At 55.6% G+C, this 25,925-nt stretch carries 21 protein-coding genes; 9 read left to right on the top strand and 12 right to left on the bottom strand.

The annotated features are described in order from the left end of the window. Positions 1-18: 18 nt before the first annotated feature. A complete protein-coding gene (locus tag H8K04_13980) occupies positions 19-1,512 on the bottom strand; it encodes a hypothetical protein (protein UVT14935.1) in 1,494 nt (497 codons plus the stop codon). Between the two features lie 418 nt (positions 1,513-1,930). On the opposite strand from H8K04_13980, the gene H8K04_13975 reads away from it, so the two are divergent. Continuing rightward, positions 1,931-2,545: a hypothetical protein gene (locus H8K04_13975; protein UVT14934.1), complete on the top strand. Its 615-nt coding sequence runs from the start codon at positions 1,931-1,933 to the stop codon at positions 2,543-2,545. Beyond that, the gene (locus tag H8K04_13970; GenBank protein ID UVT14933.1) at positions 2,490-3,584 is read left to right on the top strand and encodes an FAD:protein FMN transferase; all 1,095 of its coding nucleotides are present in this window, start codon (positions 2,490-2,492) and stop codon (positions 3,582-3,584) included. The genes H8K04_13975 and H8K04_13970 overlap by 56 nt, the downstream gene beginning before the upstream one ends. A 175-nt stretch (positions 3,585-3,759) precedes the next feature. Here H8K04_13970 and H8K04_13965 read toward each other — a convergent pair whose 3' ends face one another. The 10 genes from H8K04_13965 to H8K04_13920 form a co-directional block, all read right to left on the bottom strand. Next, positions 3,760-6,330 (bottom strand): TonB-dependent receptor, encoded by a 2,571-nt coding sequence (locus tag H8K04_13965; GenBank protein UVT14932.1) that lies wholly within the window; start codon positions 6,328-6,330, stop codon positions 3,760-3,762. A 185-nt stretch (positions 6,331-6,515) separates the two neighbouring features. Beyond that, a complete protein-coding gene (locus H8K04_13960) occupies positions 6,516-7,511 on the bottom strand; it encodes a FecR family protein (protein UVT14931.1) in 996 nt (331 codons plus the stop codon). 100 nt (positions 7,512-7,611) lie between these two features. Continuing rightward, positions 7,612-8,208 (bottom strand): RNA polymerase sigma factor, encoded by a 597-nt coding sequence (locus tag H8K04_13955; protein UVT14930.1) that lies wholly within the window; start codon positions 8,206-8,208, stop codon positions 7,612-7,614. Positions 8,209-8,262: 54 nt separating this feature from the next. After that, the gene (locus tag H8K04_13950) at positions 8,263-9,195 is read right to left on the bottom strand and encodes an energy transducer TonB (GenBank protein UVT14929.1); all 933 of its coding nucleotides are present in this window, start codon (positions 9,193-9,195) and stop codon (positions 8,263-8,265) included. Then, entirely contained in the window at positions 9,192-9,566 is a 375-nt protein-coding gene (locus H8K04_13945) for a biopolymer transporter ExbD (GenBank protein ID UVT14928.1), read from the bottom strand. The genes H8K04_13950 and H8K04_13945 overlap by 4 nt, the downstream gene beginning before the upstream one ends. Then, positions 9,559-9,984 carry a TonB-system energizer ExbB gene (exbB, locus tag H8K04_13940; GenBank protein UVT17986.1) on the bottom strand — a complete coding sequence of 142 codons (426 nt, stop codon included), beginning with the start codon at positions 9,982-9,984 and terminating at the stop codon, positions 9,559-9,561. Before exbB ends, H8K04_13945 begins: the two co-directional genes overlap by 8 nt. Positions 9,985-10,086: 102 nt before the next feature. Then, complete coding sequence (locus H8K04_13935; GenBank protein UVT14927.1) at positions 10,087-11,232, bottom strand: ABC transporter ATP-binding protein; 1,146 nt, start codon at positions 11,230-11,232, stop codon at positions 10,087-10,089. Positions 11,233-11,256: 24 nt separating this feature from the next. Beyond that, entirely contained in the window at positions 11,257-12,840 is a 1,584-nt protein-coding gene (locus H8K04_13930) for an iron ABC transporter permease (protein UVT14926.1), read from the bottom strand. 16 nt (positions 12,841-12,856) lie between these two features. After that, positions 12,857-13,924 carry an extracellular solute-binding protein gene (locus H8K04_13925; protein UVT14925.1) on the bottom strand — a complete coding sequence of 356 codons (1,068 nt, stop codon included), beginning with the start codon at positions 13,922-13,924 and terminating at the stop codon, positions 12,857-12,859. 80 nt (positions 13,925-14,004) lie between these two features. Beyond that, on the bottom strand, positions 14,005-14,436 hold the full coding sequence (locus tag H8K04_13920) for a transcriptional repressor (GenBank protein UVT17985.1): 432 nt from the start codon (positions 14,434-14,436) through the stop codon (positions 14,005-14,007). Positions 14,437-14,592: 156 nt separating this feature from the next. Between H8K04_13920 and H8K04_13915 the strand changes: the two genes are divergently transcribed. Then, complete coding sequence (locus tag H8K04_13915) at positions 14,593-15,189, top strand: hypothetical protein (GenBank protein UVT14924.1); 597 nt, start codon at positions 14,593-14,595, stop codon at positions 15,187-15,189. Here the strand turns inward: H8K04_13915 and H8K04_13910 are convergent. After that, complete coding sequence (locus tag H8K04_13910) at positions 15,177-16,709, bottom strand: carboxypeptidase M32 (GenBank protein UVT14923.1); 1,533 nt, start codon at positions 16,707-16,709, stop codon at positions 15,177-15,179. The two genes, H8K04_13915 and H8K04_13910, sit on opposite strands and share 13 nt — an antisense overlap. 107 nt (positions 16,710-16,816) lie before the next feature. On the opposite strand from H8K04_13910, the gene H8K04_13905 reads away from it, so the two are divergent. The 6 genes from H8K04_13905 to H8K04_13880 all read left to right on the top strand — a co-directional run bounded on the left by H8K04_13905 (position 16,817) and on the right by H8K04_13880 (position 25,925). After that, entirely contained in the window at positions 16,817-17,491 is a 675-nt protein-coding gene (locus H8K04_13905; protein UVT14922.1) for a class I SAM-dependent methyltransferase, read from the top strand. Between the two features lie 71 nt (positions 17,492-17,562). Continuing rightward, a complete protein-coding gene (locus tag H8K04_13900; GenBank protein UVT14921.1) occupies positions 17,563-18,126 on the top strand; it encodes a DUF4231 domain-containing protein in 564 nt (187 codons plus the stop codon). A 17-nt stretch (positions 18,127-18,143) separates the two neighbouring features. After that, positions 18,144-20,090: a DUF4071 domain-containing protein gene (locus tag H8K04_13895; GenBank protein ID UVT14920.1), complete on the top strand. Its 1,947-nt coding sequence runs from the start codon at positions 18,144-18,146 to the stop codon at positions 20,088-20,090. Between the two features lie 357 nt (positions 20,091-20,447). After that, the gene (locus tag H8K04_13890) at positions 20,448-21,284 is read left to right on the top strand and encodes a caspase family protein (protein UVT14919.1); all 837 of its coding nucleotides are present in this window, start codon (positions 20,448-20,450) and stop codon (positions 21,282-21,284) included. 33 nt (positions 21,285-21,317) lie between these two features. Then, positions 21,318-22,442, top strand: coding sequence for a patatin-like phospholipase family protein (locus H8K04_13885; protein ID UVT14918.1), 1,125 nt, complete (start codon positions 21,318-21,320; stop codon positions 22,440-22,442). A 309-nt stretch (positions 22,443-22,751) separates the two neighbouring features. Further along, positions 22,752-25,925 carry a CHAT domain-containing protein gene (locus tag H8K04_13880; GenBank protein UVT14917.1) on the top strand — a complete coding sequence of 1,058 codons (3,174 nt, stop codon included), beginning with the start codon at positions 22,752-22,754 and terminating at the stop codon, positions 25,923-25,925.

Below are 25,925 nucleotides of genomic sequence, written 5' to 3'. Positions count from 1 at the left end.
ACCGGCCTCCTCGAATCCTTAAAAGTATGTTGCTGCCGAAATGACAAGCGCGCTGTCGTGAATACGTTGCCCGTTGTTTGGGTTAAACGATTTGGGCAGGTATTGATAGCTGATCTTGAACACCGCGTCTTCGACCGGTCGGTAGTTTAAGCCGAACGAAATTTGCTCGAGCTCGCCCGAATTCTCTCCCTTGTTGTCTAAGTTCAAATTGACTCTGTCATAACGAATCACACCGGTGAATGTCGAGCCTTCCCCGAAACGTTTTGGCGAGAGTTTTGTCAAGAACGAAGGCATGAAGTGGTAGTTGCCTTGGACATAAAATCCTTGCAGTCGTTCAGGAGGAGTACCCAGCGTATTGAGTGTGCCCACGCCCGTCAGTAAGCTGCCTGGCGAGATACCCTGGAATGTACTGCCTGGAATAGCTCGAATGTTATTTCTCGCATACGCCCAGGCCGCCTCACCGATGAGTTCAAACGGTCCCCTTTGAAGAGTCCAGTCTATGGCAAAAATGCTCAGCGGGCTGTAGCTGGTGGGGGATCGATTTCCAAAATAACCAGACCCAGCGACTTCTACCCCTAGCATGGGGCTAAACGCCAGACGACCGGAAACCGTTTTCCCATTATTAATGTCCAGACCATCGGCAGCGCCACATTTTCGCTGACGAGACTCTTTTGTGCCGGTTTCTTCGTTCACTCTCGGCTCCCCATCGGGCCCATAGCCGCAGGGACCGGTCGTAACATAGACTTCATAATCCAGCTTGCCGGTTCGACCGGGATAGAACGTTCCGTAGAGACCGGCGCCCGTCTCTGATAGTGTTGATGGAATGATGAATTGGCTGACCATCGGCCGATCGGTCAAGTCGTTTAGCGGTGAATCGTGCAGCAAGTTAAACTTGCCGAGGGGAATCAAGATGATCCCACCTCGCAGGTTGACCTTTTCATGGATCAGGTAGTCGATATGGGCGAACTCCAAACTGATTTCAACGTCATTGGTCGCTCTGATCCCGTGTTCAATCTCAATTTCAGAAGCAAATTTCACATGTTCGGTGATGTCGGCATAGATAAAGGGAACGAATCGTTGCTGGTCGAAGCCATTCGTGGTGCCCTGACCATTTCGTATATCGTCAAATCCTGTTTCCATCACCGGATTCCGGTGGGCACGATATTGGATATCGAAATAGCCGCCGACGATGGCCTTCGGGAAGGACACGAATGGTTTGGCGTAGACGAGCCGCCCGGATCCGCTTGTTCCGAACGATAACGGCTGCGGCTGATCTGTTCGGCGTTCTCTGCCGACCTCTGGAAGGGCACCAATTCCAGGTTCAGCGGCTGGTGCGGCCGGCCCTTCGCGGCGTTCCATAGATCCTTCCCGCCGTTCATGTTCTTGCAAACGTTTTTCCACTGCTTCGTCGACCATCTTTTTGATTTCCTCAGGGGTCAGGTTTTCCGCTAAGGCCGGCATCGCCGGTAAGCAGATGATGACGAGAGCCCCGAGGATCGACCGCATCTTCATCGGCGTCCTCCACTATACATTGAGGTTGTGGTTTGACTCGGGACTCGGTGGTCTCTGGTCTTCAAGGGGAACTGAATTGTAGAGAGCTGTTACATGTGGTTTCCTGCAGTAAAGCTGTAATTAAGCCTCAGGCTCTTTGTGGTGATATTGAAAACGATTATTAATATTCTTTCTCGAGGGCCGAAGCTACAAGAAGGAAGATATCCGTATCAACTAGTTGTTCGCTCTGTTTATGGCAATAATTCTACTTGGTTTATTATCAGATACCTGAGTTTTACCTGGTCGCCAGCTCTATCGACTGGCAAAATTAAGTCGATTTGGGGAGGTAGCCCCAGATAGCGAGGCCGGAGTCTGGAAGTTTAAAGGCCGTGCGACAGTGGACGTGACGGGTCACGGCAGCTTGTCTTATAATTTTTGTATGAAGACAATCTGGATGCTCCAGAGAAGTTTAATCGGGGGGTTGATTCTAAGTGTGGCAGGCTGCGCGACAGAATTGCCGCCGCTGGTCCATCAAGATGAGGTGACTGGTAGTTTGGTTGTGGGGCGGGTCTTAGCGGTCCTAACAGGGGAACGGTCTCGACGGTATATGCCTCAAGTTCGGTTTCTTGAATTGGAAAACCAGGGTTCTCTAAAACGCTTTCAGGTAGAGATCGAGTCTCCGGATCAACGATTTGCGGTCAGTTTACCTCCCGGAATGTATCAACTCACCCGAGTCCAGATTAGCGAAGGTCCGTTCATGTCCATGGCCGATTTGTCCATGGCGCTTTCCGTTGACGCCGAGGCTATTACGTATGTGGGGACCTGGCGATTCGGAGTCGAGTCCCCGCGCTATGGGCGGATGGTTGCGGTCTCTGTGGTTGCTGATCAAGCAGAAACGGCACGGGTGCGGGATTTTCTCGATGATCAGTATCCGGCCTTCGATAGGCGCTCCATAGTCGAAACGCTTCCGAAGCCGTCACAGATGGAAGCGCGGCTTTATGAGGTCATGCCGTACCCTCGGTATTCGAGATATTTCCGCCGGCACTGGTGGTAAGGACGATGTCGCAGTGAAAATGCCTCACCTTCATGCCATTTTCGTCAGCACGCTCTGCTTCGTCATTCCTATGGTGGCTAGTTGTGTAGAAATGCACCCCGTTTCCCCGCCCATTGTCTCGAAACGGATCCAGATGCACATGGGCACGCTGGTTACAGTCACGGCTGTGGCTTCCGACAAACACGTGGGCGATCGGGCTGTACAGGCCGCGTTCGACGAAATCAAGCGGCTCGAGCAGCTACTGAGCACCTGGCGTTCTGACAGTCAACTTTCACAGGTGAATGCACAGGCCGGTCGTCGGCCTGTGCAAGTGAGCCCTGACACATTCCAATTGGTGCTCAGAGCTCTGGACATCGCAGCGCTCACACATGGTGGGTTCAATATTGCGCTTGGCCCTGCGATTGAAGTCTGGAGTGTGACCGAGGAGCAACGCATTCCCGCGGAGAAAGAGTTGCAACAACTGAAGCCGCTCGTCGATTGGCCAAGCATTCAACTTAATTCCGAGAAGCAGACCATTTATCTTCCGCGTACGGGGATGCGTATTGATGTCGGCGGGATTGGCAAGGGGTATGCGGCCGATCGGGCAGTGGAAGAGATGAAGCGGGTAGGGGCCAGGGGCGGCGTGGTTGCCATATCGGGAGATATCAAAACCTTCGGCAACTTGCCTGACGGAGGCGGGTTTCCGGTAGGGATCAGGCACCCACGTGAAGAAGGTACATTGATCGCGGTCATCGACTTAAAAGATGAGGCGATTTCAACGGCAGGTGATTACGAACGGTACTTCGAACGAGATGGAGTCCGCTACCATCACATCTTGGATCCACAAACACTCCAACCGGCACGCGCGTGCCGAAGCGTCACGGTCATTGCCAAGGAAGGCCTGGTGGCCGATGGATTGGATACGGGGATCTTTGTGTTGGGCCCTGAGCAAGGAATGGCCTTGGTGGAGCACTTGCCGGACGTTGAAGCTATCATTATCGATGGTGAAGGAAGGATCACCGTATCGTCAGGGCTTCAAGATCGGCTGCGTGTCCCATGAAAAATGGGTCTATGTCCGCATAGGACAATAAAAAGATCCAACGGGCTGCTTGCAGAGACCAGAAACCTCCCTGATGGCATGAGCCCCATCTGTGATGGAAAGTGACTGGAGTTTTATAGCAGCTCAGGGTCGTGCCGGGCAGCCACATGCTTGCGGCTGCCCGACGGTCCATTCATTAGAATGTCCAACGTGCTCCGGCTTGCCAGAGTGCCGGAAGGCCGGGGTAAATACCGCGGGTACGGTCCATGATGACGTCCTGTCCGAGCATATTTTTCCCTGTAAAGAAGAAGGTCGTATTGATCCTCTTGACGTGTTGATTGATCGAGGCGTTGAGCATGCACCAACCCCGCACAATCCCACGCTGTCCGTTTGGCGTCGGAATGACGGTGTTGCGGTCGTCGGCGAATTGATCACTGACGCATTGAGTTTCCACTCTGGCGTTAAACGGCCCAAAACTGAAGGCGCGGTTGGCATAGCCGATCCCGGCTGAGATCAAGTGTTCTGGAGAATAGGGCAGCCGGTTTCCGTTGGTGTTGAAGATGGCCGGTTCACCGGGCAGCAGGGCCGCACCCGTAATGGAGCTGTTGCGTAATCCTCTAAAGTCGGCTTGAGCGACCCAGGTGTAGTTGAGATCGAGGGTGATATCTTGATCGTCATTCCGGCCGGTCACGGCGTCCAGAATATCCAACTGCGCGGCAACTTCAGCTCCACGATGTTGCGTTTTGCCCGCGCTGGTCAAGGTCGCGCCGGTGCCACCGGCGACGGATTGAGAAATAATTTGATTGTCGAAGTCCATCTGATACCCGTTAATTGAATATCCGAGCCACGGCGTCAGATTACCCCGCACCCCCAATTCGTAGGTCCAATTCAGTTCCGGTCCAAGATCCACAACTTGTCCTGTACCGGTGATCGCATCGGAAATCTGTGGCGGTGCCATACCGCGATGTGCGCCGAAAAAGAACGTGTTGTTCTTGAACGGCGAGTAGGTCACCCCGACTCCCGGCAACACTTCGGTGAAGTTGGTTTTTCCGTATGTTCCCTGGCCGTTGTTCGCCAGGCGATTGGATTGATCGTAGCTGATGTGTTCGACGCGGAACCCAGGTGTGACCGTGAATGGGCCGAAGTACAACCGCTCTTGAGCAAAAAAGGCATAGGCGTTCGTCGTGCGGAAGTTATTTTCTCCCAAACAGGTGGCTGATGTAGCGGGGGGGGCTGCAGGAGCAGGGACAATGCAACTTGAAGGTAATCCTGTACCCGATAGGTTATTGAGCAGCTGCTTACGGTCGGATTGCTCGAAGGTATACCGCGCTCCAAAATCTGCTTCGCCTTTTATTCCCAGCAATGAGTGCAGATAGTGGAACCGGGGCTCGATGCCCCACACCCAATATTCCCGCTCATTCGTAAAACGCCGGTTCGCCGGGACAACACTGAAGGAGGTTGCCGGGAGAGAGTTACCGTTTTGTATGCCGCCGACGGGAGCGCCGTTGGCGTTCACACCTTGTTGAGACTGCCGAGACCAGTCCCGTTGAATGTAATGCCCAAAAAAGTTGGTGGTCGAGGTCAGATTGGCCGAGAACATGTGATTCACGGCCACATGATAACCGAGCCGCAGAAAGTCGAAGCGATCGTTGGTGAAGAGAGTCTGCCGCTCTTCGCCTCGGGTGGCCCAATCCGCCTGCGTGAGCCCTTGATAGCCGATTCCCGAGTTTTCGCGATAGTAGTTGAACTTGGCCAGAATTTGGGTTCGATCGCTCAATTCGTGGACACCCTTGAACGTCAGGTCATCCACCTTCGCGCGGATGTTGGTAAACCGCGGCGTATCGGTTTGATAATGGGTGTAGTCGACCAAGTAGCCGGTCTTGCCCCAGGTGCCTCCGTAATCGAAGTGGGTATTGAGGTAGTTGAGGTTGCCGCCCCAGACCTGGAAATGGCCTTCCGGGGTTGTCGGAGGCATGCGAGTAATGAGGTTAATGACACCTCCGATCGTTTGTGGCCCATAAAGCAATTGGCCGCTGCCTTTCAGCACTTCTATCCGATCAAACCGGAAAATCGGCGGGAAATAGTATGAAGACGGATCGGCGTACGGCATGAGCATGATCGGGACGCCGTCTTCCATGATGTGGACTTTTCGACTACGTGTTGGATCCAAGCCGCGGATACCGATGTTGGGTCTGATGCCTAAGCCGTCCTCGTCCCGCACATGAACGCCAGGGACCTCTCTCAAGGTTTCGTTGATCGTGAATCGGTGGTTGTTCTGGATGGACTCCGCCGTGATCACTTTCCCCGAGCCGGGGATATGGTCCAGGGCTGTTGGTGCGGTCCCGATGATTTCAGTCAATGGAATCTTCAGCGGCTTTTGGTCTTCTGTAGACGGCTGTGGAAGCATCTCCTCAGCGGGAGCTTGGGCTGCTGTCGCGCTTTCGATGGTAACGGAGTCCGGTCCAACAATACGATACGTCAGTCCGGTTCCCGCAAGAAGTAGCCTCAATGCGACTTCGGGGGAGTATTGGCCAACCACAGCTGCGGATTGCTGGTCTTGAATAAGGTCCGTTCTCGCCAAATAACGGACCGCGCTTTGGTTTCGAAATGCGTCGAGTGCCTGTGGGAGCGGTTGACGCGGTATATCGAAGGTCACAGCCTCAGGAGGCAGTTCGACGGGGGACTCTGCAACCGCGTTGGGCAGATTCCCCAAGCCCAGAAATAGCAATGCAACGAGAACGAAATATAACGACTTGATCCGACCCATGTGTATCTCCTTTTCCATCGTCGGCACTAGTACAGGAGTGAGTTCTATGAAGAAGGACGAAGCGAAGAGGTGGTATTCCCTATCTAGTTATGAATAATTTTTACAATCAGTCTCAAAATCGCCCAAGCATGGGTTGAAATCTAGACCTGATGGCCTGATGGAAGAGCAATATTATCAATGCGTTATTAGGAAACTACGGCAAGGTATGAAGTGAGTGGTGTCACTCGAAACGGATGGACACTTTTGAGCATGTTGAGAGAATGGTCGGGGTCGTTTAGGGAAACACTGCCGGACAAGCGAAGGTCTCGTAATGAGGCAGTGGCGATCACAATCCGGCCGGGTCGATAGCGGTTCAACTCCTCGACAATCATGCTCAGGGGCATGTCCGTGAATGAAAATTCGCCCTTTCGCCATGATGTGATCTTGAGCACATCCGCGGGTTCCGGTTCGTTCAGGATATGGTGCTCGTCATAGGTCATCCGATAGCCGGCCGGGACGTCCCATGCATGGTTGTCGTGAAGCAATCGAACGGCGCCTTCGATGACCGTGACCGTCATGATGTCCGTATGATGGTCAATGTTGAATTTCGTGCCGACGGCCCGTACGACCCATCCATCCACCGTGACTTCGAATGGTCGCTCGGCGTCAGGGGCGACCTCAAAAAGCGCTTCCCCTTGCATGAGAGTCAGGGATCGACGGTGTTCGGATAGCTTCGCTGAGAATGCGGAATGTGTGTTCATAAACACGGTTGATCCATCAGCAAGGGTGACGGACTTCTGCTCACCGACAGCAGTGTTGTAGTCGCTCAACCAGACTGTGAGCGTAGACCAAAGAAGCATGGTGGTGATGATGACGAGAAATGTGGCGGCCATGGCGGGCCGGCGCAATCGAGCGGCCGATCCAAAGATCATAGAGGGTCCACCGCGTGTCGCGAACCCGACTTGGGTCGATTCATGTTTCCCGCGTGCGACTTGGCCGGTCAATCCATCAAGGGCGAGCCAAAACCGCTCGGCATCCTGAAACTGCGATTGATGCACAGGACTTCGCGCATGCCAGGCCTCAAACTCTCGCTGTTCCTCGGAAGACATGAGGCCTGAATGGACGCGCAGAATCCACGTGTTGGCTTCGTCCCATACGCGCGCGCGTTCGTTGTGGTCTGAAGAGGTATGTTGTGTCGACATATCCGCTTGATCGTATGACAGTCAACCCGGTGAATAGTAGGAACCCACACTATGATAGTTAGGAATGCTGTTCCGACTCAATGGAAATCTTTTTACTTCTTTACAGCCGGCCATCGAAGGCTTCAAAACGGGCCCGGCAATAAGCGATGGCCTTGCTGAGATGGTGCTCTACCGTCTTCACGGATATGTGTAGTTCCCTGGCGATTTCCTCGTAGGTTTTATGCTCAAACTTGAACATGACGAATGCGGCGCGGCGCCGAGCGGGTAGCTCGTCGATCGCCTTAAGTACGGCAGCCAGGCGCCTTTTCGCGTCGACGGCCGCTTCGACATCAGGAGTGGCGATCGGCACAGTCAGCGCTTTCTCCAGCGGTTCTGAACGAGACATCGCGCGATCTTTCTTTCGCAGATAATCAATCGCGAGGTTTTTGGCAGTGGTGTAAAGAAAGCCTCGTGGGTCGCGGATCGTTTCCGGCCTGGTCAGCGTCACGATACGCAAATAGAGCTCTTGTACCAGATCAGCCGCAGCCGAAGGACAACGTACTCTTCGCGTGAGAAAGTGCAGCAGTTCGGTGTGTTCGGTCTTGGCAAATTCCACAAGTGAGTCAAGACGGGATGCGCCCGTTGACGGAGGACCGTTGACAGCCGAGCAGGAGAGGGGGAAATGGGTCACCCCGACCTCATCAAATGGATCAGACATCGCCCTCGCCTATTAAATGAGGCCGCGAGCTCAAAGGAACGCGTAAGGTCCACGTTACCGAAGGGAATAGCTGATCGGCATCAAGATCGCTACTTGCGGTTTCCCCAAGGGATGGTCCAGTTTTAGCGGAGAGGCCTTCTTCAGGGTTTCCATGGCGTCGTTATCCAGAATCAACCGTCCTGAGCTCTCTTGCACGTTCACCATTAACACTTGACCATCGTCTCTGATGACGGCGCGGAGGACCACCCTGCCTTCCCAGCGATTCATTCGAGCCATGACAGGGTAGTTCTTGAGCTCATTGATTCGCCCTTGCAATGCCCTCATCAGCCACCCATAGTCCGCCTTGGCTGCGGGGGCTGCCGTTAGGGGAGCTGCTGAAGCCACGACCTGTTCAGTTGCAGGCTGCCGGAGCTGCGCCGGTGTCTCGCTTGCTGCCTCAATGGTGGGTTGTTGAACGACTGCATCGGTGATCGACTGGCTGGTGAGCGGTGTTGCGGTCGGCGTCACGGGCTCATTGAAGGCTTCCTCGTTTGCGGGAGCCGGTTCTTCGACGACCTTTTCCTGAGGTGTTACTGGCAACTCAATTCGGCTGACTTCATGAAATTCGACGGTTTTCGCTATAACAGTAGAGGCGGTTTGATTGACCGGGGTAACCTCCTGGATGGTTTGAGTGGGCCGATGCTGAGCCGACTGCGGCTGAATCGGTTTCGTCGTTGCCTGCAGCGGTGTCGATCGGGATTTCACCGGCTGCGGCTTCGGTGGATCTGTCGGAATTGCCGGGGCGGGAGGATCCGCTGCCGGCTGGAAGCTCGAAGATTCCAACAATGCCACGTTCCACTTGAACGAGTCGGGCTCAAGCGATGATGTAAATACAGGCATCAGCGCGAGAGCGGCAGCTCCCATCAGCGCATGGAACACTACAGAATACACCCACCCCTGACGCTGCAGGTACGTGTGGTCCGGATAGTGGGAGGATAGCGAGTTCACGATTTCACGACTTCAAGACTGACTTGCCCAAAGCCGAGGCCTTTTAGTTCATCGACCACCTGGACGAACCGTTCCAGAATCGTCACTTTGTCGGCACGGACGACCACCAGCGACTCTCTCGGTTGCCGCTCAAGCACCAGTCGCAAACCATTTTCAGGAACGGCGGAATCGTTCAGATACATCTCCCCGCGCGAGGTCAACGTGATGACGAGCGGGACGTCTTTCCTATCGGAAGCTTCAGTCGCTTTGGCTAAATCGACAGGAATTTGGCCGGTACTGATGAACGTGGCCGTCGTCAACACGATCACCAGCAAGACCAGCATGACGTCAACCAAGGGGATGACGTTGATTTGGTTCAACTCCTCATCCATGTTGCTGGGTTTTATAGAGGGTGATCAGTTCAGCGACGCGTCTCCGGAGGGCGTTGTTCATCACCACGCAGGGAATGGCCACTAGAAGCCCGACAGCGGTGGCCTTGAGCGCGAGGCTCAATCCGACCATGACGGAGCTGACGGCAATGGTTTTTGAGGTTCCCATGGTGTGGAAGGTCAGCATGATTCCAAGGACTGTTCCCAAAAGCCCGATATATGGCGCATTGGCAGCCACCGTTCCAATAATGACCAGCCGCTTTGTCAGGGCAATTTCGAAAAGCTGCTGATTGGGGTAGTGAGAAGGGTCAATTCGCCGGTAAAATTGCCACCGTTCGACAGCCACGGCCACTGCCCATACGCTGAGGATCAGCAGCAGGCCGATGACCCCATAATCCACGATTTCTTTCAGTGCATCCAAGATGACATACCCCCCCACTCCTATCTTCTTGATAATGCTTCTCAATAACACCTGTTCTTCGACTCTGTCAATGGAAAAATTCAGTTCTGTCAATGGAAAAATTCAGTCTGGTTTGGAGTCCCCCGGGGGACTGATGTAGGGCGAGTGCGGGAGAGCGGCGGCATCAAACAGGACCGTATGCGTCGCCGACACCCGCACCTCAACCGGGGTCCCTTCCTGATAAACACTGGTCGAGTCTTCACGACCGTGGATGACTTGGCCGGAGTGGAGTCGAACGGTATATAAATTTTCAGACCCTCGGAACTGACGACCCACGATCCGGGGACTCGCCGATTGGTCGGGGGTCAGGTGAATGTCGTCCGGGCGAATCATCACCGCGACGGAACTGCCTTCCGCTCGGTTGAGGGCATTGGGGAATTCCCCAAGTTCGGTATGCACCATGCCTTGTCGGATGTGCCCAGGAATGAAGTCGGCTTGTCCCACAAAGTCCGCGACGAAGGGGGTAGCCGGCATGTGATAGACAAGTTCGGGTGAATCGAGTTGTTCGAGGCATCCTTGATTCAGCACAGCGATGCGATCGGCCATTGCAAAGGCCTCCTCGTGATCGTGGGTCACTAATATCGTCGTGGTCTTCGTCCGATGGAGAAGCGCGTGAACCTCCTGCCGCATGCGGCCGGCCATGTCGGGATCCAGATTGCTGAATGGCTCGTCCAGGAGGAGTAAGACCGGGTTCTGTACCAATGCCCGCGAGAGGGCCACTCGTTGCTGTTGTCCTCCAGACAATTCGTGCGGATAGCGACGTTCGAGCCCTTCGAGCCCCGTCAAACGAAGCATCGCTTGGATGCGCCCTGTCCGTTCGGCCCGCGAGAGGTGACGGAGTCCAAAGGCGATGTTGTCAGCCACACGCAGGTGAGGAAACAGCGCATATTCCTGGAAGACCATGCCGACCCGGCGCTCTTCGGTCGGAACGGTTTCAGAGGGAGATGAAACTGACCGGCCCGACAAGAAGATTTGTCCGGATCGCACCGGTTCAAATCCAGCGATGGCGCGCAATACGGTCGTCTTACCGCAACCTGACGGGCCGAGCAGGCAGAGGATTTCACCTTCTCGCACCGAAAACGAGATGCCCTGGATTGCCGGCCGGTGTGGGTCGTACGCGCAGGACACGGAACGGAGCTCCAAAATAGACGATGTCGGTTGGTACAGATCGGCTTGCCCGTCAAGCTGACCAGCCTCTTTCTGAGTCATGTGTGATGGTGAGTTCATCGTGCTCTACGCGGCCCGCCAATCGCGCGATAGCAGGAGGGCCAGTGCCGGAAGGCCGACGAGCACAATCAACAGCGCGGATGGAGCCGCCAGTTGATAGTACTCCTCGCTTGCCTCCAGCCAGACACGGATGGCCAATGTGTCGAACCCCACAGGCCTCAGCAACAACGTCGCAGGAAGCTCCTTCATCGTCTGCAGAAAAATGAGGACCCATGCCACAATCACCCCGTTACGGATCAGCGGCAGCGTGACACGTCGCCAAGTTTCACGGACTCCGAATCCTAAGGTACGGGCAACTTCTTCGAGGTTGGGGGTGATCTGTTGGATCGACGGCTCGAGCGATTGGAGGCCGACAGGCAAGAAATGCAGCACATACGCGACGATCAACACGATCACGGTACCATACAAGAACGGCATGACGTTTAAAAACAGCACCAGTACTGCAAGCGCCGCGACTGGTCCAGGCAGAACATAGCCGGCATAGGCCGCCTGCAAACAACCGAGATTGAGCCAGGTCGGTTTCCGGCTGGCGAGATACGCGAGCGGCAGTCCAACCAGCACGGCAGCCGCCGCGGCTAGACTGGACAGCAGAGCGCTGTTCCAAATAAAGCCGAAGAAACGAGCATCGAGCATCGCCTGGGCTTCCGAGGACAGACTCCACATCATCAACAGATAGGCAGGGATCCCAAAGGCCAAACCGGTGACGGTCGCAAGACAGGCCGTCAGCGCCGTCGCGTGCCACCATTCACACTGGATTCGTTGAGGCGCTCGATACCGCCCTGTTGTCTGGTAAAACCGACTCCGACGGCGAAACCAGCGTTCGGTCAACAAAAACAGCAGCGCTAGCACGACCAGCAAGATGCTCAGGATGCTCGCCGCTTGATTGTCCGAACGCCCGGTCATTTGCTGGAAGACGGCGTAGGTCAATGTTTGATAGCGCAGCAGGGAGACGGCGCCGAAGTCCGAAACGACATAGAGTACGACGAGTGCGACGCCGGCCACAATCGAGGGGCGTAACAACGGCAGGGTCACATGGAGCATGGTGCGCAGCTGGGATGCGCCGCACGTCCGAGCCACTTCTTCAAACGAGACGTTGAAGCTCAAGAGCGCGCTGCGTGTGAGCAGGTAGACGAATGGAAACGTATCGAGCGTCATGACGATGGTGACTCCCCAAAAACTTTGAGGAGAGAGGATTCTCGATTGCGGACCTGTGACCATTTGCCAGAGATGTTCCACGGGACCGCCGTAACCCAAGAGGTAGTTGTACACATAGGCCAGGACATAGGTCGGCATCGCCAGAGGAAGCACGAGGGCGACTTCCCAGAGACGCCGGCCTGGGAACTCGAATCGTGTGACCATCCAGGCGGTCGATACGCCGAGCACGAGCGCGAGCAAGGCCACGGCGCCCGCCAGGGAGACCGTATTGAGCAGCAGTTCGGGGACACGAGTTGTCCAGAGACGGTGCCAGACCGTCGAGTCGGCCGACAAGGCCAGGGCGGTGACATAGCCCAACGGTAAAAGAATCAGCGCGGTACTCGCCAGTACTGCGAGTTGCAGAGGTGAGACAGATGATCGGCGTACGGCAGTCACAAATCTACGCGGCGATCTACCGCATCCCCACTTGCTCGATGAGTAGAAGCGTAGGCTCCCGCAGTTCGGCGAGTTTAGTCAACGGCACCGAGGCCGTCCGGAAGCTTTTCCGTTCGACCAGCGACGAATCGGCCTTGACCTCAGGATGGAGCGGGTATTCTTTGTCGAGATCGGCGAACATCTTTTGACCAACCTCCGCGACAAGAAACTCCACCAGCAGCTTGGCGGTGTCGAAGCGGGAAGTGTGTTTGAGGATGCCGATCCCTGCCACGTTCATGATGGCCCCCATCCCGCCTGCTTGTTGATCGGGCATCATCACACCAAGTGGTGCAGTCGGTTGAACGGCGAGATGTCGATAGACATAGTAATGGTTCACCACGCCCACCGAGACCTGACCTTTCGCAACCGCCTCGACGATTTGCGAGCTCTTCTGGTAGACGTGAGTTCCGGCATTATTCCGGAGCCCCTCGAGAAACTTCTTAGTTTGATCGTCGCCCAAACTGGCGCGTATGACCGAGACGCCTGCTTGCAAGTATTCGCTGCCGGCGTTCGGAATGGCAATTTTGTCCTTCCACCGAGGATCGGCCAAGTCCAGCAATGATGTGATTTGGTCAGGCGTCACCATCGTGGTGTTGCACACGATGATCCAAAACCGACCCGACAAGCCGATCCAGCTGTTGTCCGCCGCGCGAAATTGAGGGGGAATCGCCTGTTCGACCTCCGGCATGCTCAGGGGACGAAGGAGTCCGGCGGTGCGTGCCATCTCCAGACTCCCGGCATCATTACTGATAAACACATCGGCTGGACTCCGGCCGCCTTCCGCCTTTAACCGATTCACCAACTCGGTCGTGCCGGATGACAGCAAGTCGACCTGAATGCCGGTCTTGGCCGTGAATGCATCCAGGACCGGCTTGATCAAGCGTTCCGATCGTCCGGAATAGACGATCAGCTTATCGGCGGCGGAGACGTTAGGGGGAATTGGAAGCCATAAGACCGCCAGAAGGCATGCCGCAACCAGACCGGCAAAGTCGAGGCGTACAGGAACGCCGATCGTACGAGAGCATTGTCTGGGCCATCGAGACATGAATGATCCTTATTTCCAGAGGGAGGCAGGTTGAAATGAATAAGCCGCCTCAAACAAATACCAGAAAAAAGAGGTGGGGATCAATGACGGCAGCGGGAACAGAGACCATAGAGTTCCAGGCGGTGAGTTTGGATGGTAAAGCCGTTACGCGATGCCACCTCTTCCTGTAAGCGCTCAATGTCGCAGTTCTCGAATTCCACGATCTTGCCGCAGCCGGTGCATATGAGATGGTCGTGGTGGCCCTTATGAGAGATATTGTCGTACTGAGTCTGGGTGCCAAAGTGCCGGGCCTGGGCCAGACCGGCCTCGCAAAACAGGTTGAGTGTGCGGTAAATCGTTGCCAAACCCAGGTGCGGATCTTTTCGTGCCAGCTGGTGGTACATCTCCTCGGCCGTGATGTGCTCCTGCTTGAGAAACGCATCCAGGATCAGTTCACGCTGCCGAGTAAACTTGAGTTGGTGTTTCCCCAGATGGTCCTTCAGTACTCCCATTTCTTTGGTATGTTTGGACATCGCCATGAGACTCCGCCTCCTAGACCGGGATTAAAGACGAAATGGAGCAGCCGGTCAAGAGTGTTTCATACGAATCTATCCAGGAGTTCAGCTGCCTTTGACGGCTGCTCTCCGGCTGTCTATAGTAAAGCCGTCAAACTCATTGGTGGAGCGACGTTGAGAACACCCAATCAGATTACCGTCGACCGGGCGCTGTTGCTGTACGTCCTGCGGCTAGCGGAGCCTCATGGCCAGCTGAGTGATGTGAAGTTGCAGCAACTCTGCTTTCTCTGCGAGCTCCAAACCTTTGCCAAGGGCGTGCGTGCATTCCACTTTGAATTCTTTCGGTTTGCCTATGGAGCCTTCAGCAAAGATCTCGATAACGACCTGACTTCCCTTCGTAGGAAAGGAAGGGTCGAAAACTTCATCGTGTCGGATCAAGCCAAAGAAGAGGCGATTCCCTTGCTGTTGAAGGGGATCGAAGGGATAGAGGCCAACGAGAAGGCGAAAGAAATTATCGATGCTGTTGTGGCCACATATGGCCCTCAAGATAGCAGCACGATGACGAACTCCGTGGAGTTGGTCCAGCTCAGCACGCCGCAGGACCCGGAATTCAAGATCCCCATTCGAGACATTGTCTTCCATACGACTCTGCTGGTACCCCATCGGATCGACGTGCAGGCTGAATTTACCTTGACCCTGGCGAGCCTGTCCAAGCTGAATGTTGCGCTGGGATACGATAGCCGGCCGGCGGTAGACACTCACAGTTGGTAGAGTTCGCCGTACTTCTGTTCCACATACTTCAGGAAAGGCTCAGGACTCACCGTGGAACCGGTCACCCGTTCGGCAAGATGTTCCGGCGTGAACATGCGGCCCCAACGGTGGATCTTCTGCTCGAGCCATCGGCGCAACATCATCAATCGCCCCGCCGCAATCTCATCCTCCAAATGGGGCATTTCCAGCTTGGCCTGATCAAAGAACTGTACGGCATAGAGGTTCCCGAGGGTATAGGTCGGAAAATACCCGAAGGCGCCGAACGACCAGTGCACATCTTGCAACACCCCTTCGGCCTCGGAAGGCGGGACGATGCCCAGGTATTCTTTCATCTTGTCGTTCCAGATATCCGGTAAATCGTCCGGTTGAGTCTTGTCTTCCACGAGGTCTTTCTCGATCTCGAACCGCAGCATGATGTGCAGATTGTAGGTCAGCTCATCGGCTTCCACACGAATCAACGACGGCTTCACACGATTGATCGCGGCATAGAACCGGTCGACATCGATGCCGCGCAGCTGCTGGTGAAAGGTTTGCTGCAGAATCGGATAAAAAAAGCGCCAGAAGGGGCGGGAGCGCCCCACGCAATTTTCCCAGAGACGGGATTGGCTCTCATGGATGCCGAGGGAAACCGAATCGCCCAGCGGCGTGCCGAAGTACTGTTGATCCAGGCCCTGATCGTATAGCCCGTGGCCACCCTCGTGGATACAACTGAAAAGGCAGGATTGCAATTCATGTTCATGCACGCGGGTCGTCACACGTACGTCGGTCGGATGGAATGAGGTGGTGAAGGGATGTGCCGAGAGATCCAATCGACCCCGCTTGAAGTCATACCCCATCGCGATCAGGACCAATCGGCCGAACTCCAGCTGCCGATCCTGATCGTAGGAGTGATTCAGGATATTGTCATCAATGTGAACCCGGCTCTGAGTGATTTGTTTCAGCAACGGCACCAGACGGGATTTGAGCGCAGCAAACACCGGCCGGAGGCCGGCAATGGTCGCACCCGGTTCATAGACGTCCAAGAGCGCGTCATAGGGTGACTCCTGATAGCCCAGATAGTGCGCTTCTTCGCGTTTGAGCTGGAGCACGGTCCGGAGATTCCGGAGGAACAGAGAAAATTTGTTTTGTTCTTTCGCCTCGACCCATACTTGCTGCGCGAGGGAACATTCGCGGCTCAGTGTCACGACGAAATCAGACGGCAGTTTCTTCGCACGGCTAAAATCCCGCCATATCTCCCGCAACAGCGACCGCGACGGCTCATCCCAGATTTCACCGGCCTGGTCGGCTGCCTGGCCGGTCGCAGGATCCACCCATTGTGACAGGAGGTCCTGAACCTCCGAGGAGACGAGCTTCTGATGGGCCAAACCCTGAAGCACCGCGATCTGCTCAGCCCTCGCTTCGCCTCCACCGGCAGGCATGTACGTTTCCTGATCCCATGAAAGGACCGACGCAGCGCTGTTGATACGCTGAATTTCCAGGAGTCTGGTCGTGAGAGGTTCTAGCGTGGCGAGGGTCTTCAATCCGGCCTCCTTCTCGTTTCACTATGTTAATATCCGAATCCGCTGGCGCGGACCTTCGCAGTGTACGCAGCACAGCAATCTTTTTCAAACGATCGAAAGGCATTCTGATGAACAAACTTGTTCCGTCCGAGATCGAAGCGTATGCCGAAGCGCATTCCATTCCGGAGTCTTCTGTTTGTCGGGCCCTCCGTGAAGAAACCCATCGAACGATGGCGTATCCCCAGATGCTGGTCGGCCCGCTGGAAGGGGCATTTCTGAAAATCATGACGCAGCTGGTAGGCGCAAAACAGATACTCGAGATCGGGATGTTCACGGGCTACAGCGCGTTGTGTTTTGCGGAAGCCCTCCCGCCTGATGGAGCTGTTCTTACGTGCGAGATCGACGAAAAGTCCGCGGCATTGGCCCGGCGCCATATTGCAAACGCTCCGTTTGGAAGCAAGATCAACATTCGAATGGGCCCGGCCCTTGATACGATGAGTACACTGACCGGCCCGTTCGACGTGATCTTCATCGATGCGGACAAGGCCAATTACCTCAATTACTACCGGCGCTCGCTTGAGCTGCTTGCTCCACACGGCGTCATCTTGATCGACAACGTGCTGTGGAGCGGAGAGGTGTTGAAGCAGGCGCCGCCGGATGAGTCCACGGCCGCGATTCAGGAGCTGAACCGTACGGTCTCGGCGGATCCGCGTGTGAGCGCGGTACTGGTCACGATTCGGGACGGAATTCTGATGGTGAGACGGGCTCGGAACGAGATTATCCCTTCTGTCCAAACGCGTTGATCATTCCATTCGCTAGGTATAGAGTTCAAACCGCCGCGTTCAGCGCCTGAACTCTTTGCCGTGAGGTAATCATGCTCAAGAAGCCGGAAGACCATGAGCACATGCGGGCCGAGATGAACAAGCTCATTGAGGCGCTGGAGTTGCCGGACCTGAACAAACAGTTCCTTCGAGCGCGGTGGCTGGAACAAGTCATTTGGATGGAGGACAAGGCGTGGGATTCCGTCCGGTCGTATTACGCGTTGCGGCTCACGACGATTATCGGAGGCGTCATCGTACCGGCGCTGGTCAGTCTGAATATCAGCAATGGTGCCGATGGTGCCATCAAAATGATCACGTTCGCGGTCAGTTTGGTCGTGGCGCTGAGTGCCGCCGTGGAGGAGTTCTTTCACTACGGTGAACGCTGGCGCCACTATCGGCGCACGGTGGAATCGCTCAAGAGCGAAGGCTGGCAGTTCTTCCAGCTCAGTGGACCCTACGTGAACCTGAGCCATGTTCAGGCCTATCCGGGATTCGCCGCGCGAGTCGAGGAGCTCAGTCGTGAGGAGGTCGAGACTTATCTGACGCGGGTGGTGAAAGAAAGAAAAGAGAAGGACGAGAGTGGCCCTTCCGTGGTGGGACGCAGTAAGACGGATTGATCAGAAGAGGAACGTGTATGAAACCTCATGCATTTGTCGCGATGCCGTTCAGTGTGAAGAAGGACAGCCAAGGCAACGACATTGATTTCAATCGCGTCTATGCCGAACTGATCAAGCCGGCGCTGGAGTCGGCGGGTCTGGAGGTGTTCCGGGCAGATGAAGAGCAGCGCGCCGGAGGGATTTTGCCCGATATGTTCCAGGAGTTACTCATTGCGGACCTCGTTGTTGCTGATCTGACGATCGACAATCCCAATGTCTGGTACGAGCTCGGTGTGAGGCATGCGCTGCGGGCACGCGGTGTCGTGCTGATCAGCGGCGGACAAGTGCCGACGGCATTTGACCTGTATACCGATCGCAAACTGCGCTACTCCGTCAAGGACCGTGGACCGGACCCGGCAGCCCTGGAGTTAGAGAGAGCGAAATTGGCCAATATGGTAAGGGCCACGATGGAATCGTGGCAGGGACGCAAAGTCAGCCCGGTGTATTCCCTGCTTGATCACTTGCAAGAGCCTCAGTGGCGAGATCTCCTGCTCGCCAAGCGCAACGAGTTCAGCGTGGCCTATGAGGCGTGGAAGAGCCGGATGGAAGTGGCGCGTCAGAGAAACCACGTCGGCGACATCCTGGTGCTTGCCGACGAAACGCCGACGCAGGCGCTGTGGATAGAATCACGCCGCGCTGCCGGAAACAGCCTGGTCAAACTACGGCAGTTCGATTTCGCGCTGGAGCAGTTCGAGTCGGCGCTGAAGCTCGATGCCGAGGACAAGCCAAGCCGCGAGAAGAAAGCCGTGTGCCTGGGACGACTCGGTCGCTATGAAGAGGCACGGGAGTGCACGCGTCAACTCAGGGAGAATTACCCCTCTGATTCCGAAGTTTGGGCGTTGGCGGGGCGAGTGGAGAAGGACAACTGGGTCCAGCGTTGGCGTAGGCCCGACAGCACTCCCGCACAGATGCGTGCCGCGGCGGCTGCCGAGCAGGCGAGCCTCGAACAAGCCATCGAGCCGTATCACAAAGCGTTCATTGCCGATCCCTCCCACTTTTACTCGGGGATCAATTCGCTGACGCTGCATCTGCTGCTCGAGCATCTCGGCGGACAACCGAACCGAACGGTGATCGACAATCTGATTGGCGGCGTGCTGTGGGCAAGCCTTACGGCTCAAGAACGAGACGCGAAGGATTATTGGGCGCGTGCCAGCTACGCCGAACTGTGCGTGCTGGTTAATCCCAAGGATGCAGTGGTCCGTGAGTATCGTACCGCGGTGGCCGCAGCCAACCGCGACTGGTTCGCGCTTGACTCATCGCGGCAGACGCTTGAACTATTGCGCGATCTCGAGTTCAGGCCCGAGGAGACGGCGGCAGCGCTGGCAATCGTCGATATCGAGATTCGGCGCGCGACTCCGCCGTTTGTGCCCCGACAGGTGTTTCTCTTCAGCGGACACATGATCGATAAGCCGGGACGGCAACCGCCTCGATTTCCTGCCTCCAAAGAACCGGTTGCGGCTCAGAAGATTGCTGAGGTTTTGCAGAGACTCGGAGCCGGTCCCGAAGATCTTGCTCTCACGCAGGGCGCCTGCGGCGGAGATTTGTTGTTTACCGAGGTGTGCCAGCAGCGAGGGGTCAAGGTTCAGTGGCTCCAGCCGTTCGACGAACCGACTTTTGTCCAGAAGTCGGTGGTCTGCCACGACGAATCGTGGCGCGAGCGATATTACAAGGCCAAAGCCACGCTCACGGCGGCTGTTCGCTCAACTCCGGAAAGTCTTGGCCCTCCTCCGAAAGATGCTGATCCTTACGAACGCTGTAATCTCTGGCTCCTCTATACCGCCCTTTCCTATGGCATAGACAAGGTTCAGTTTGTCTGTCTTTGGGACGGTGGTGGAGGTGATGGCCGAGGTGGCACCGCGCATATGTATCAGGAAGTGAACCGTCGGACCGGTCAGGTAACCTGGATCGATAGCCGGACTCTGTAGCTCAGACGAGCACCGCCCCAGACCTATTTCGATACAGTGCTGTATCGGTTTAGATTCCCCATCGATTTTCATCAAGCGCGCATATAACCCTCCGCGGACTCATCCGATCTATCCGGAAGCATGAAAATACTGTATTCTCCCTGCCGGAATACGCCCTAGCCATGACATCGTGCCGTGCAGACATCAAAATCCTGAGTGGCAAGATGTTTGCTCAGCTCATTGTCAACACGTCTCTCGGGCTTTGCCCGTATCTGTTGCACGTATTGCGGGCAGATAAAGAGGCCAAGGCAACGAAACTGGTGGGCACGTTTGCGGCCATGGCCTGATGAGTCAACGCCACCACAGAAAGGAGTTGTTATGGCAAAGCGAGCGGTACTGATCGGGATCAACAAATACCAAATCCCCGGTGCGGATCTCAGCGGGTGTGTCAATGACGTGAAGAATTTAAGTGAGGTGCTCAAGAGCTACTATGGCTTTACTGCCAAGGACATGACGACACTCATTGATCTGAAGGCGACGAAGAAGGCCATGCAAGCGGCCATCAAAAAGCTGATCAGGAGCGGCAAGAAAGGTGACGTCCTGCTCCTCCATTACTCAGGACATGGGTCGAACGTGCCGGATGATAATGGAGATGAAGCGGATAAGCGCGACGAGATCTTGTGTCCAACCGATTTGGATTGGAAAGATCCGTTCCGCGACGACTGGCTTCGGAAGACATTGGGGAAACTTCGATCGGGAGTACATCTCACGGTCATCATGGACTGTTGTCATTCAGGTACCATCACTCGTGTCATGAACCCACAGGACTTTGCCCGCAAGCAACGATTCCTTCCCTGCCCATTGGATCTCATGGCGACAGAATCCGGACGGAAACTGCGGGGGACGCTTCGCGGGCAACTGGGAAAGGCGCCTCGCGGGCGTAAGCGAAAGAGCGATGTCGTCCATGCCGATATCCAAGAGCTGCTCATCACCGGGTGCCGGGATACTCAAACATCCGCCGATGCCCATATCGGCGGCTCGTATAACGGGGCTTTGACCTATTACCTCGTCGAGTCGATCAAAGAAGCCGCGGGCAAGCTGACCTATCGAGAGCTGCATCAACGTACCGTCGCGAAACTGAAGGAGAACGATTTCGATCAAGTTCCCCAGCTTGAAGGGCAACGCACGTCGTTCGATCGTTTCTTTCTCAGCTAAAGAGGCGGCCGACGGTGAGCGAGGAGTCATACCATGAGTGAGCAGCTGAAAGCGCGTATCAAAGCGACCGGGCCAAAGAAGATCTTAGCGCTTGATGGCGGCGGCATTCGCGGGATGATCACGATCGAAATTCTAGCGGCCATCGAGGAGTTGCTCCGAGAGACACGGCCTCAGGAAGAACGTGGCTCGTTCGTCCTGGCCGATTATTTTGATTTTGTCGCCGGGACCAGCACTGGCGCTATTCTGGCTGCCTGTATTTCGCTGGGCATGCCAGTGAGCAAGATCCGAAAGTTTTATGAGGGCAGCGGCAAGGATATGTTTGATAAAGCATCCTTGTTCAAGCAGTTCCGCTACAAGTACACGGATGAGAATCTTGCCTGTAAGCTGAAGCAAGAGTTTGGAGAGAAGACGACGCTCGGTGATGCGAAGCTGCGGTCGCTCCTGATGATGGTCATGCGCAACGTGAGCACGGATTCTCCCTGGCCCATTTGGAATAATCCCCTTGCTAAATACAATGCTCCCGGTCGTTCGGATTGTAACCTTAAGATTCCCCTCTGGCAGCTAGTCCGCGCGAGTACAGCTGCCCCAACCTTTTTCCCACCCGAAGTCATCGATATCGGTACACACAAGTTCATCTTCGTGGACGGTGGGATCACCATGTACAACAATCCTGCCTTTCAAGCGTTCATCATGGCCACCGTCGAACCGTACAATCTGAACTGGCCTGCCGGCGAGAATGATCTGCTCATCGTCTCGGTTGGAACGGGGACAAGTCCTGATGCGAACAAAGACCTAGAACCGGAAGAATGCAACTTGCTTTATAACGCCACCTCGATCCCTTCAGCGCTGATGTTTGCTGCGCTCAATGAGCAAGACCTGCTGTGCCGTACGTTTGGGAAGTGTTTGGCGGGCGACCCGCTCGATCGCGAGATCGACACACTGATCGGCAAGAAGGGACCGGTTTCACCGAAGCTCTTTACCTACATGCGCTACAACGCGGAGCTGACCGAAAAAGGCTTGGCAAATCTAGGCTTGTCGGGTGTCGAACCCGAACAGGTGCAGCGATTGGATTCCACCAAGTACATCGGTGAGTTACAGCAAGTCGGAAAGGCGGTGGCCAAGCAGGTGCAGCGCCAGCACTTTGCTAAGTTCGTGTAAGCGTTGCGCGAAGGTGCGTTCGGCGAAGCTGTGATGCTGGATGAAATGCTGAAGTTGCTGCCTGGTGCTCACGTAGCGCAATGAATCAGGTGCGGAGGACATTCAAGTAGGCTGTCATGGATCGACGGTTGTGTTCTTTAAATTCCGGTGACAATCCGTTTGCCCAGAGGTCGAAGTGCATTTTGTGCAATGACGTTCTTGTGGCTTGACGGGGCTCACCGCAGGGTTCGATAGACCTGTCCTGAGCCAGTCGAAGGGCTCACCACGAATGGACTGTGGTGACGGCTCTCTGTAAGGAAGGATGCGCCGATGAGCACAAAACAGAAGCAGATCATGCAGAGCGAGCCGGATCGTCGGATCCATGACATGGATTGGGAACAGTTTGAAACTCAGCTCTCCGGTTCCGCGCGCCGAAACAAATCCAGAACCGTATTGGATGAGGCGTTGAAAGACCACTTCGGACCCCAGAAGCTCGAACGGCTGCAACGCCTGGCCGATCGTGCGAGGTCAGCTCGCCAGAAGCGCGAGCCGTTGCGAGGCAATATCATCTTCATCCCCGGCATCATGGGGTCCGAGTTGGCCGTCACGGAAGATGGCGATGATGACACCGTGTGGGTCAGTTTCTTGCGGCTCATAAGAGGGGGAATTAAAAAGCTACAACTCGCTCCGGACGGTTCGCGAGAGGCCGATTCAACCTTGCGCGTCAATCCCAGCGGACTCGACAAAGATAGCTATGCAGAGGCGATTTTGTGGCTGAAAGCATACTGGAATGTTGAACCCTTTGCCTACGACTGGCGGAAAGATTTGGACAAAGCGGCGGAAGGCTTGAAATGTCTCGTGGAAACGAAGTTCAAAGACCAACCGGTCCACCTGGTCGCCCATTCCATGGGAGGTCTCGTGTCCCGGAATTTTATTCGGCTGTATCCCAAGACGTGGAAAGGCATGTCCGAGCCGAAAAAAGTTCAGGGTGGTCGCCTCATTATGCTGGGAACGCCGAACTATGGTTCGTATGCCATTGCGCAAGCGATGGTGGCGAAAGACAAGCTCGTGAAGTGGTTGGCAGCGGCAGATCTGCGACACGACTTGGACGAGGTACTGGGCGTCCTGAATGGATTCGTGGGGAGTTATCAGTTACTCCCTGCACATGCGAAGCTGTCTGTCCCAGAACAAAGTCTCTACGATCGAGGTACTTGGGGCCGATATCCCATCCTGGCTTCCCATCTCAATAGGGCGCGCAAGTTCCACACGGACCTCGATGTGCCGGCAACGACCGATCCAGAGCGGATGACCTATATCGCCGGCTGCAATCAGGAAACGGTGTGCGGGGTGAAGATCGATGCGCCCGGCATGTTCGAGTTCGACAGTACCTTAAAAGGCGATGGTCGCGTCACGTACGCACTGGGGCTACTCCCCGGTGTGGCGACATACTATGTCGACGAGATCCATGGTGATCTCCAGAAGAATGAACAGGTGCTCGAGGCCATTGATGAGATCCTGCGAACCGGTAGGACCGGCGCATTGCCAACGGAACCAGTCGCCGCCCGCGCAGTCCGCTCCGTGCCGTCCCCGCGAGTTCGTGCCGTGCAAGATCGGCAGGATGCCGAGGAGATTCGCCAAATCGCGGAAGCGACGAATGCCAACCAAAGCAGTGCCGCAGAGCGCCGTCGGGCGGAGCAATTGCTCAGACAAGCTGTCATGGCGCAGGCCTCTTCAAAGGTCCGGGCGGTGACGGACTCAGCGCTGGCCGAAACCCACGCAATTCGGAAAAAGAAAACTCAAAGAGAAGAGCCCATCTCCCTGAACGTTGAAGTCGTTCAGGGTGACATTCGGGATATCAAGACACCGGCGGTGGTTGTCGGCCACTACCGAGGAGTGCCGCCGGTGCGGGCGGTTGGAGCGCTGGACCAAGCGCTGGAGTTCTGGATTTCCAAGGCCGTCAAACGCGGCATTATCGGTGGCGGGCTCGGCGAAGTGTTTCTCATCCCCAATGTGCGTAAATCTCTTGCCGCCAATGCCGTGATCCTCGCCGGTATGGGCGAATACGGTCGTTTCAATCGGGAGGATCTGGATCTCCTCTTCGCCAATGTTACTTACGGCGTCACTGCGCTCGGATGGCGCGAATTTGCTACGGTCGTCGTCGGTTCGGGAGAAGGCAATTTGTCCTTAGAGCAGGCGATCGAAGGCATGCTGCAAGGCGTGGGGTCAGCGCTCAGACAACTCAAGGACCAAGGACATCTCGAGACCCTGCGTATCGTGGAGTACGACAGTAATCGCTTGAAGGTGATCAAGGAACTGTTGAAGAGAATCTCACAGAACCAGAACGATGGCTTGAAATTGCACGTGACGGAGCGGCAGCTTCCGAAGCGTGCGCATCGCAAACAACAACTGAAGCCTGCCAACCAGGATACGATGAAGGGGAGTCGGATTACGATCGAACGGGACCATGACGTGTTCCGATTCTCAGCCATCAGGGAACAGGCGGTTATTCCAGTCCGAGAAATCACGATTCAGTCCTCATATGCAGAAGGAGCGGCCGAGCTCCTGAAGGAGTCTCGAAGTTTGGAGGATCAGCAGAAATATGGGAAGCTCTTGCACAGCTACCTCATGCCGGAGGACTTCCAGGACATGGTGGATATCACCCCGCTCACCCTCATGGTTGACCGATCCACGGCGGCATTCCCGTGGGAGATGGCTGCATTCGAGCAACACGGAAAGCCTATTTTTTATGGACCGGGGCGGCAACTGACGCGGCAATTTCGCACCACCTTGTCGGGCCCGCCGGGACTGATTGCGCCACCGACTGCCGACAGCCTGCGCGTGCTGGTCATCGCTGACCCGGCTCCGGAGGTGGACCTGCAGTTGCCGGGAGCGCGGGAGGAAGGTCGTGCTGTGGTGAAAGTTCTGCAAAGCATGAAGGAGAAACAGGGGCTGAATATCTCGATCGAGCAACGAATCGGGGCGAATGAATGTGATCCGGTTGAACTGCTTGCGCTGATCCTGAGCGAGGAGTTCGATCTGATTCACTACTCGGGGCACGGCGACTTCGATGAGAAAAATCCTTCCAAGAGCGGATGGATCTTCGGTAAAGAGAACGTGCTGTCTGCAAGGGATGTCTTTCGAGCGCGGCACGTGCCGCGCCTGATTTTTGCCAATGCTTGCTTTTCCGGCGTCGTTCGATCCGGAAAGCCCTTTACGCTGCAGGAATCGAATCGAAGCCTCGCGGGGTTGGCCCAAGCCTTTTTTGAGCGAGGCGTCCAGAACTACATTGGAACCGGCTGGCCTGTGGATGACGCAGCGGCATTGGAGTTTGCGAAGGTCTTCTATACGGAAGCGCTGTGCGGCAATGATCTTGGGATCTCTCTATCGAAGGCCAGAGCAGCAATCCTCATGAGTGGGTCGACATGGGGGGCCTATCAGCACTACGGCCAAGCCACCGCGAAACTGATCGCCCTGTCGAAGAAGAACGGCACAAGCGCCTCGTAG

This window comes from Nitrospira sp. (assembly GCA_024760525.1).
Classification (GTDB): Bacteria; Nitrospirota; Nitrospiria; order Nitrospirales; family Nitrospiraceae; genus Nitrospira_D.
This window is presented reverse-complemented; position numbering and strand designations above follow the sequence as displayed.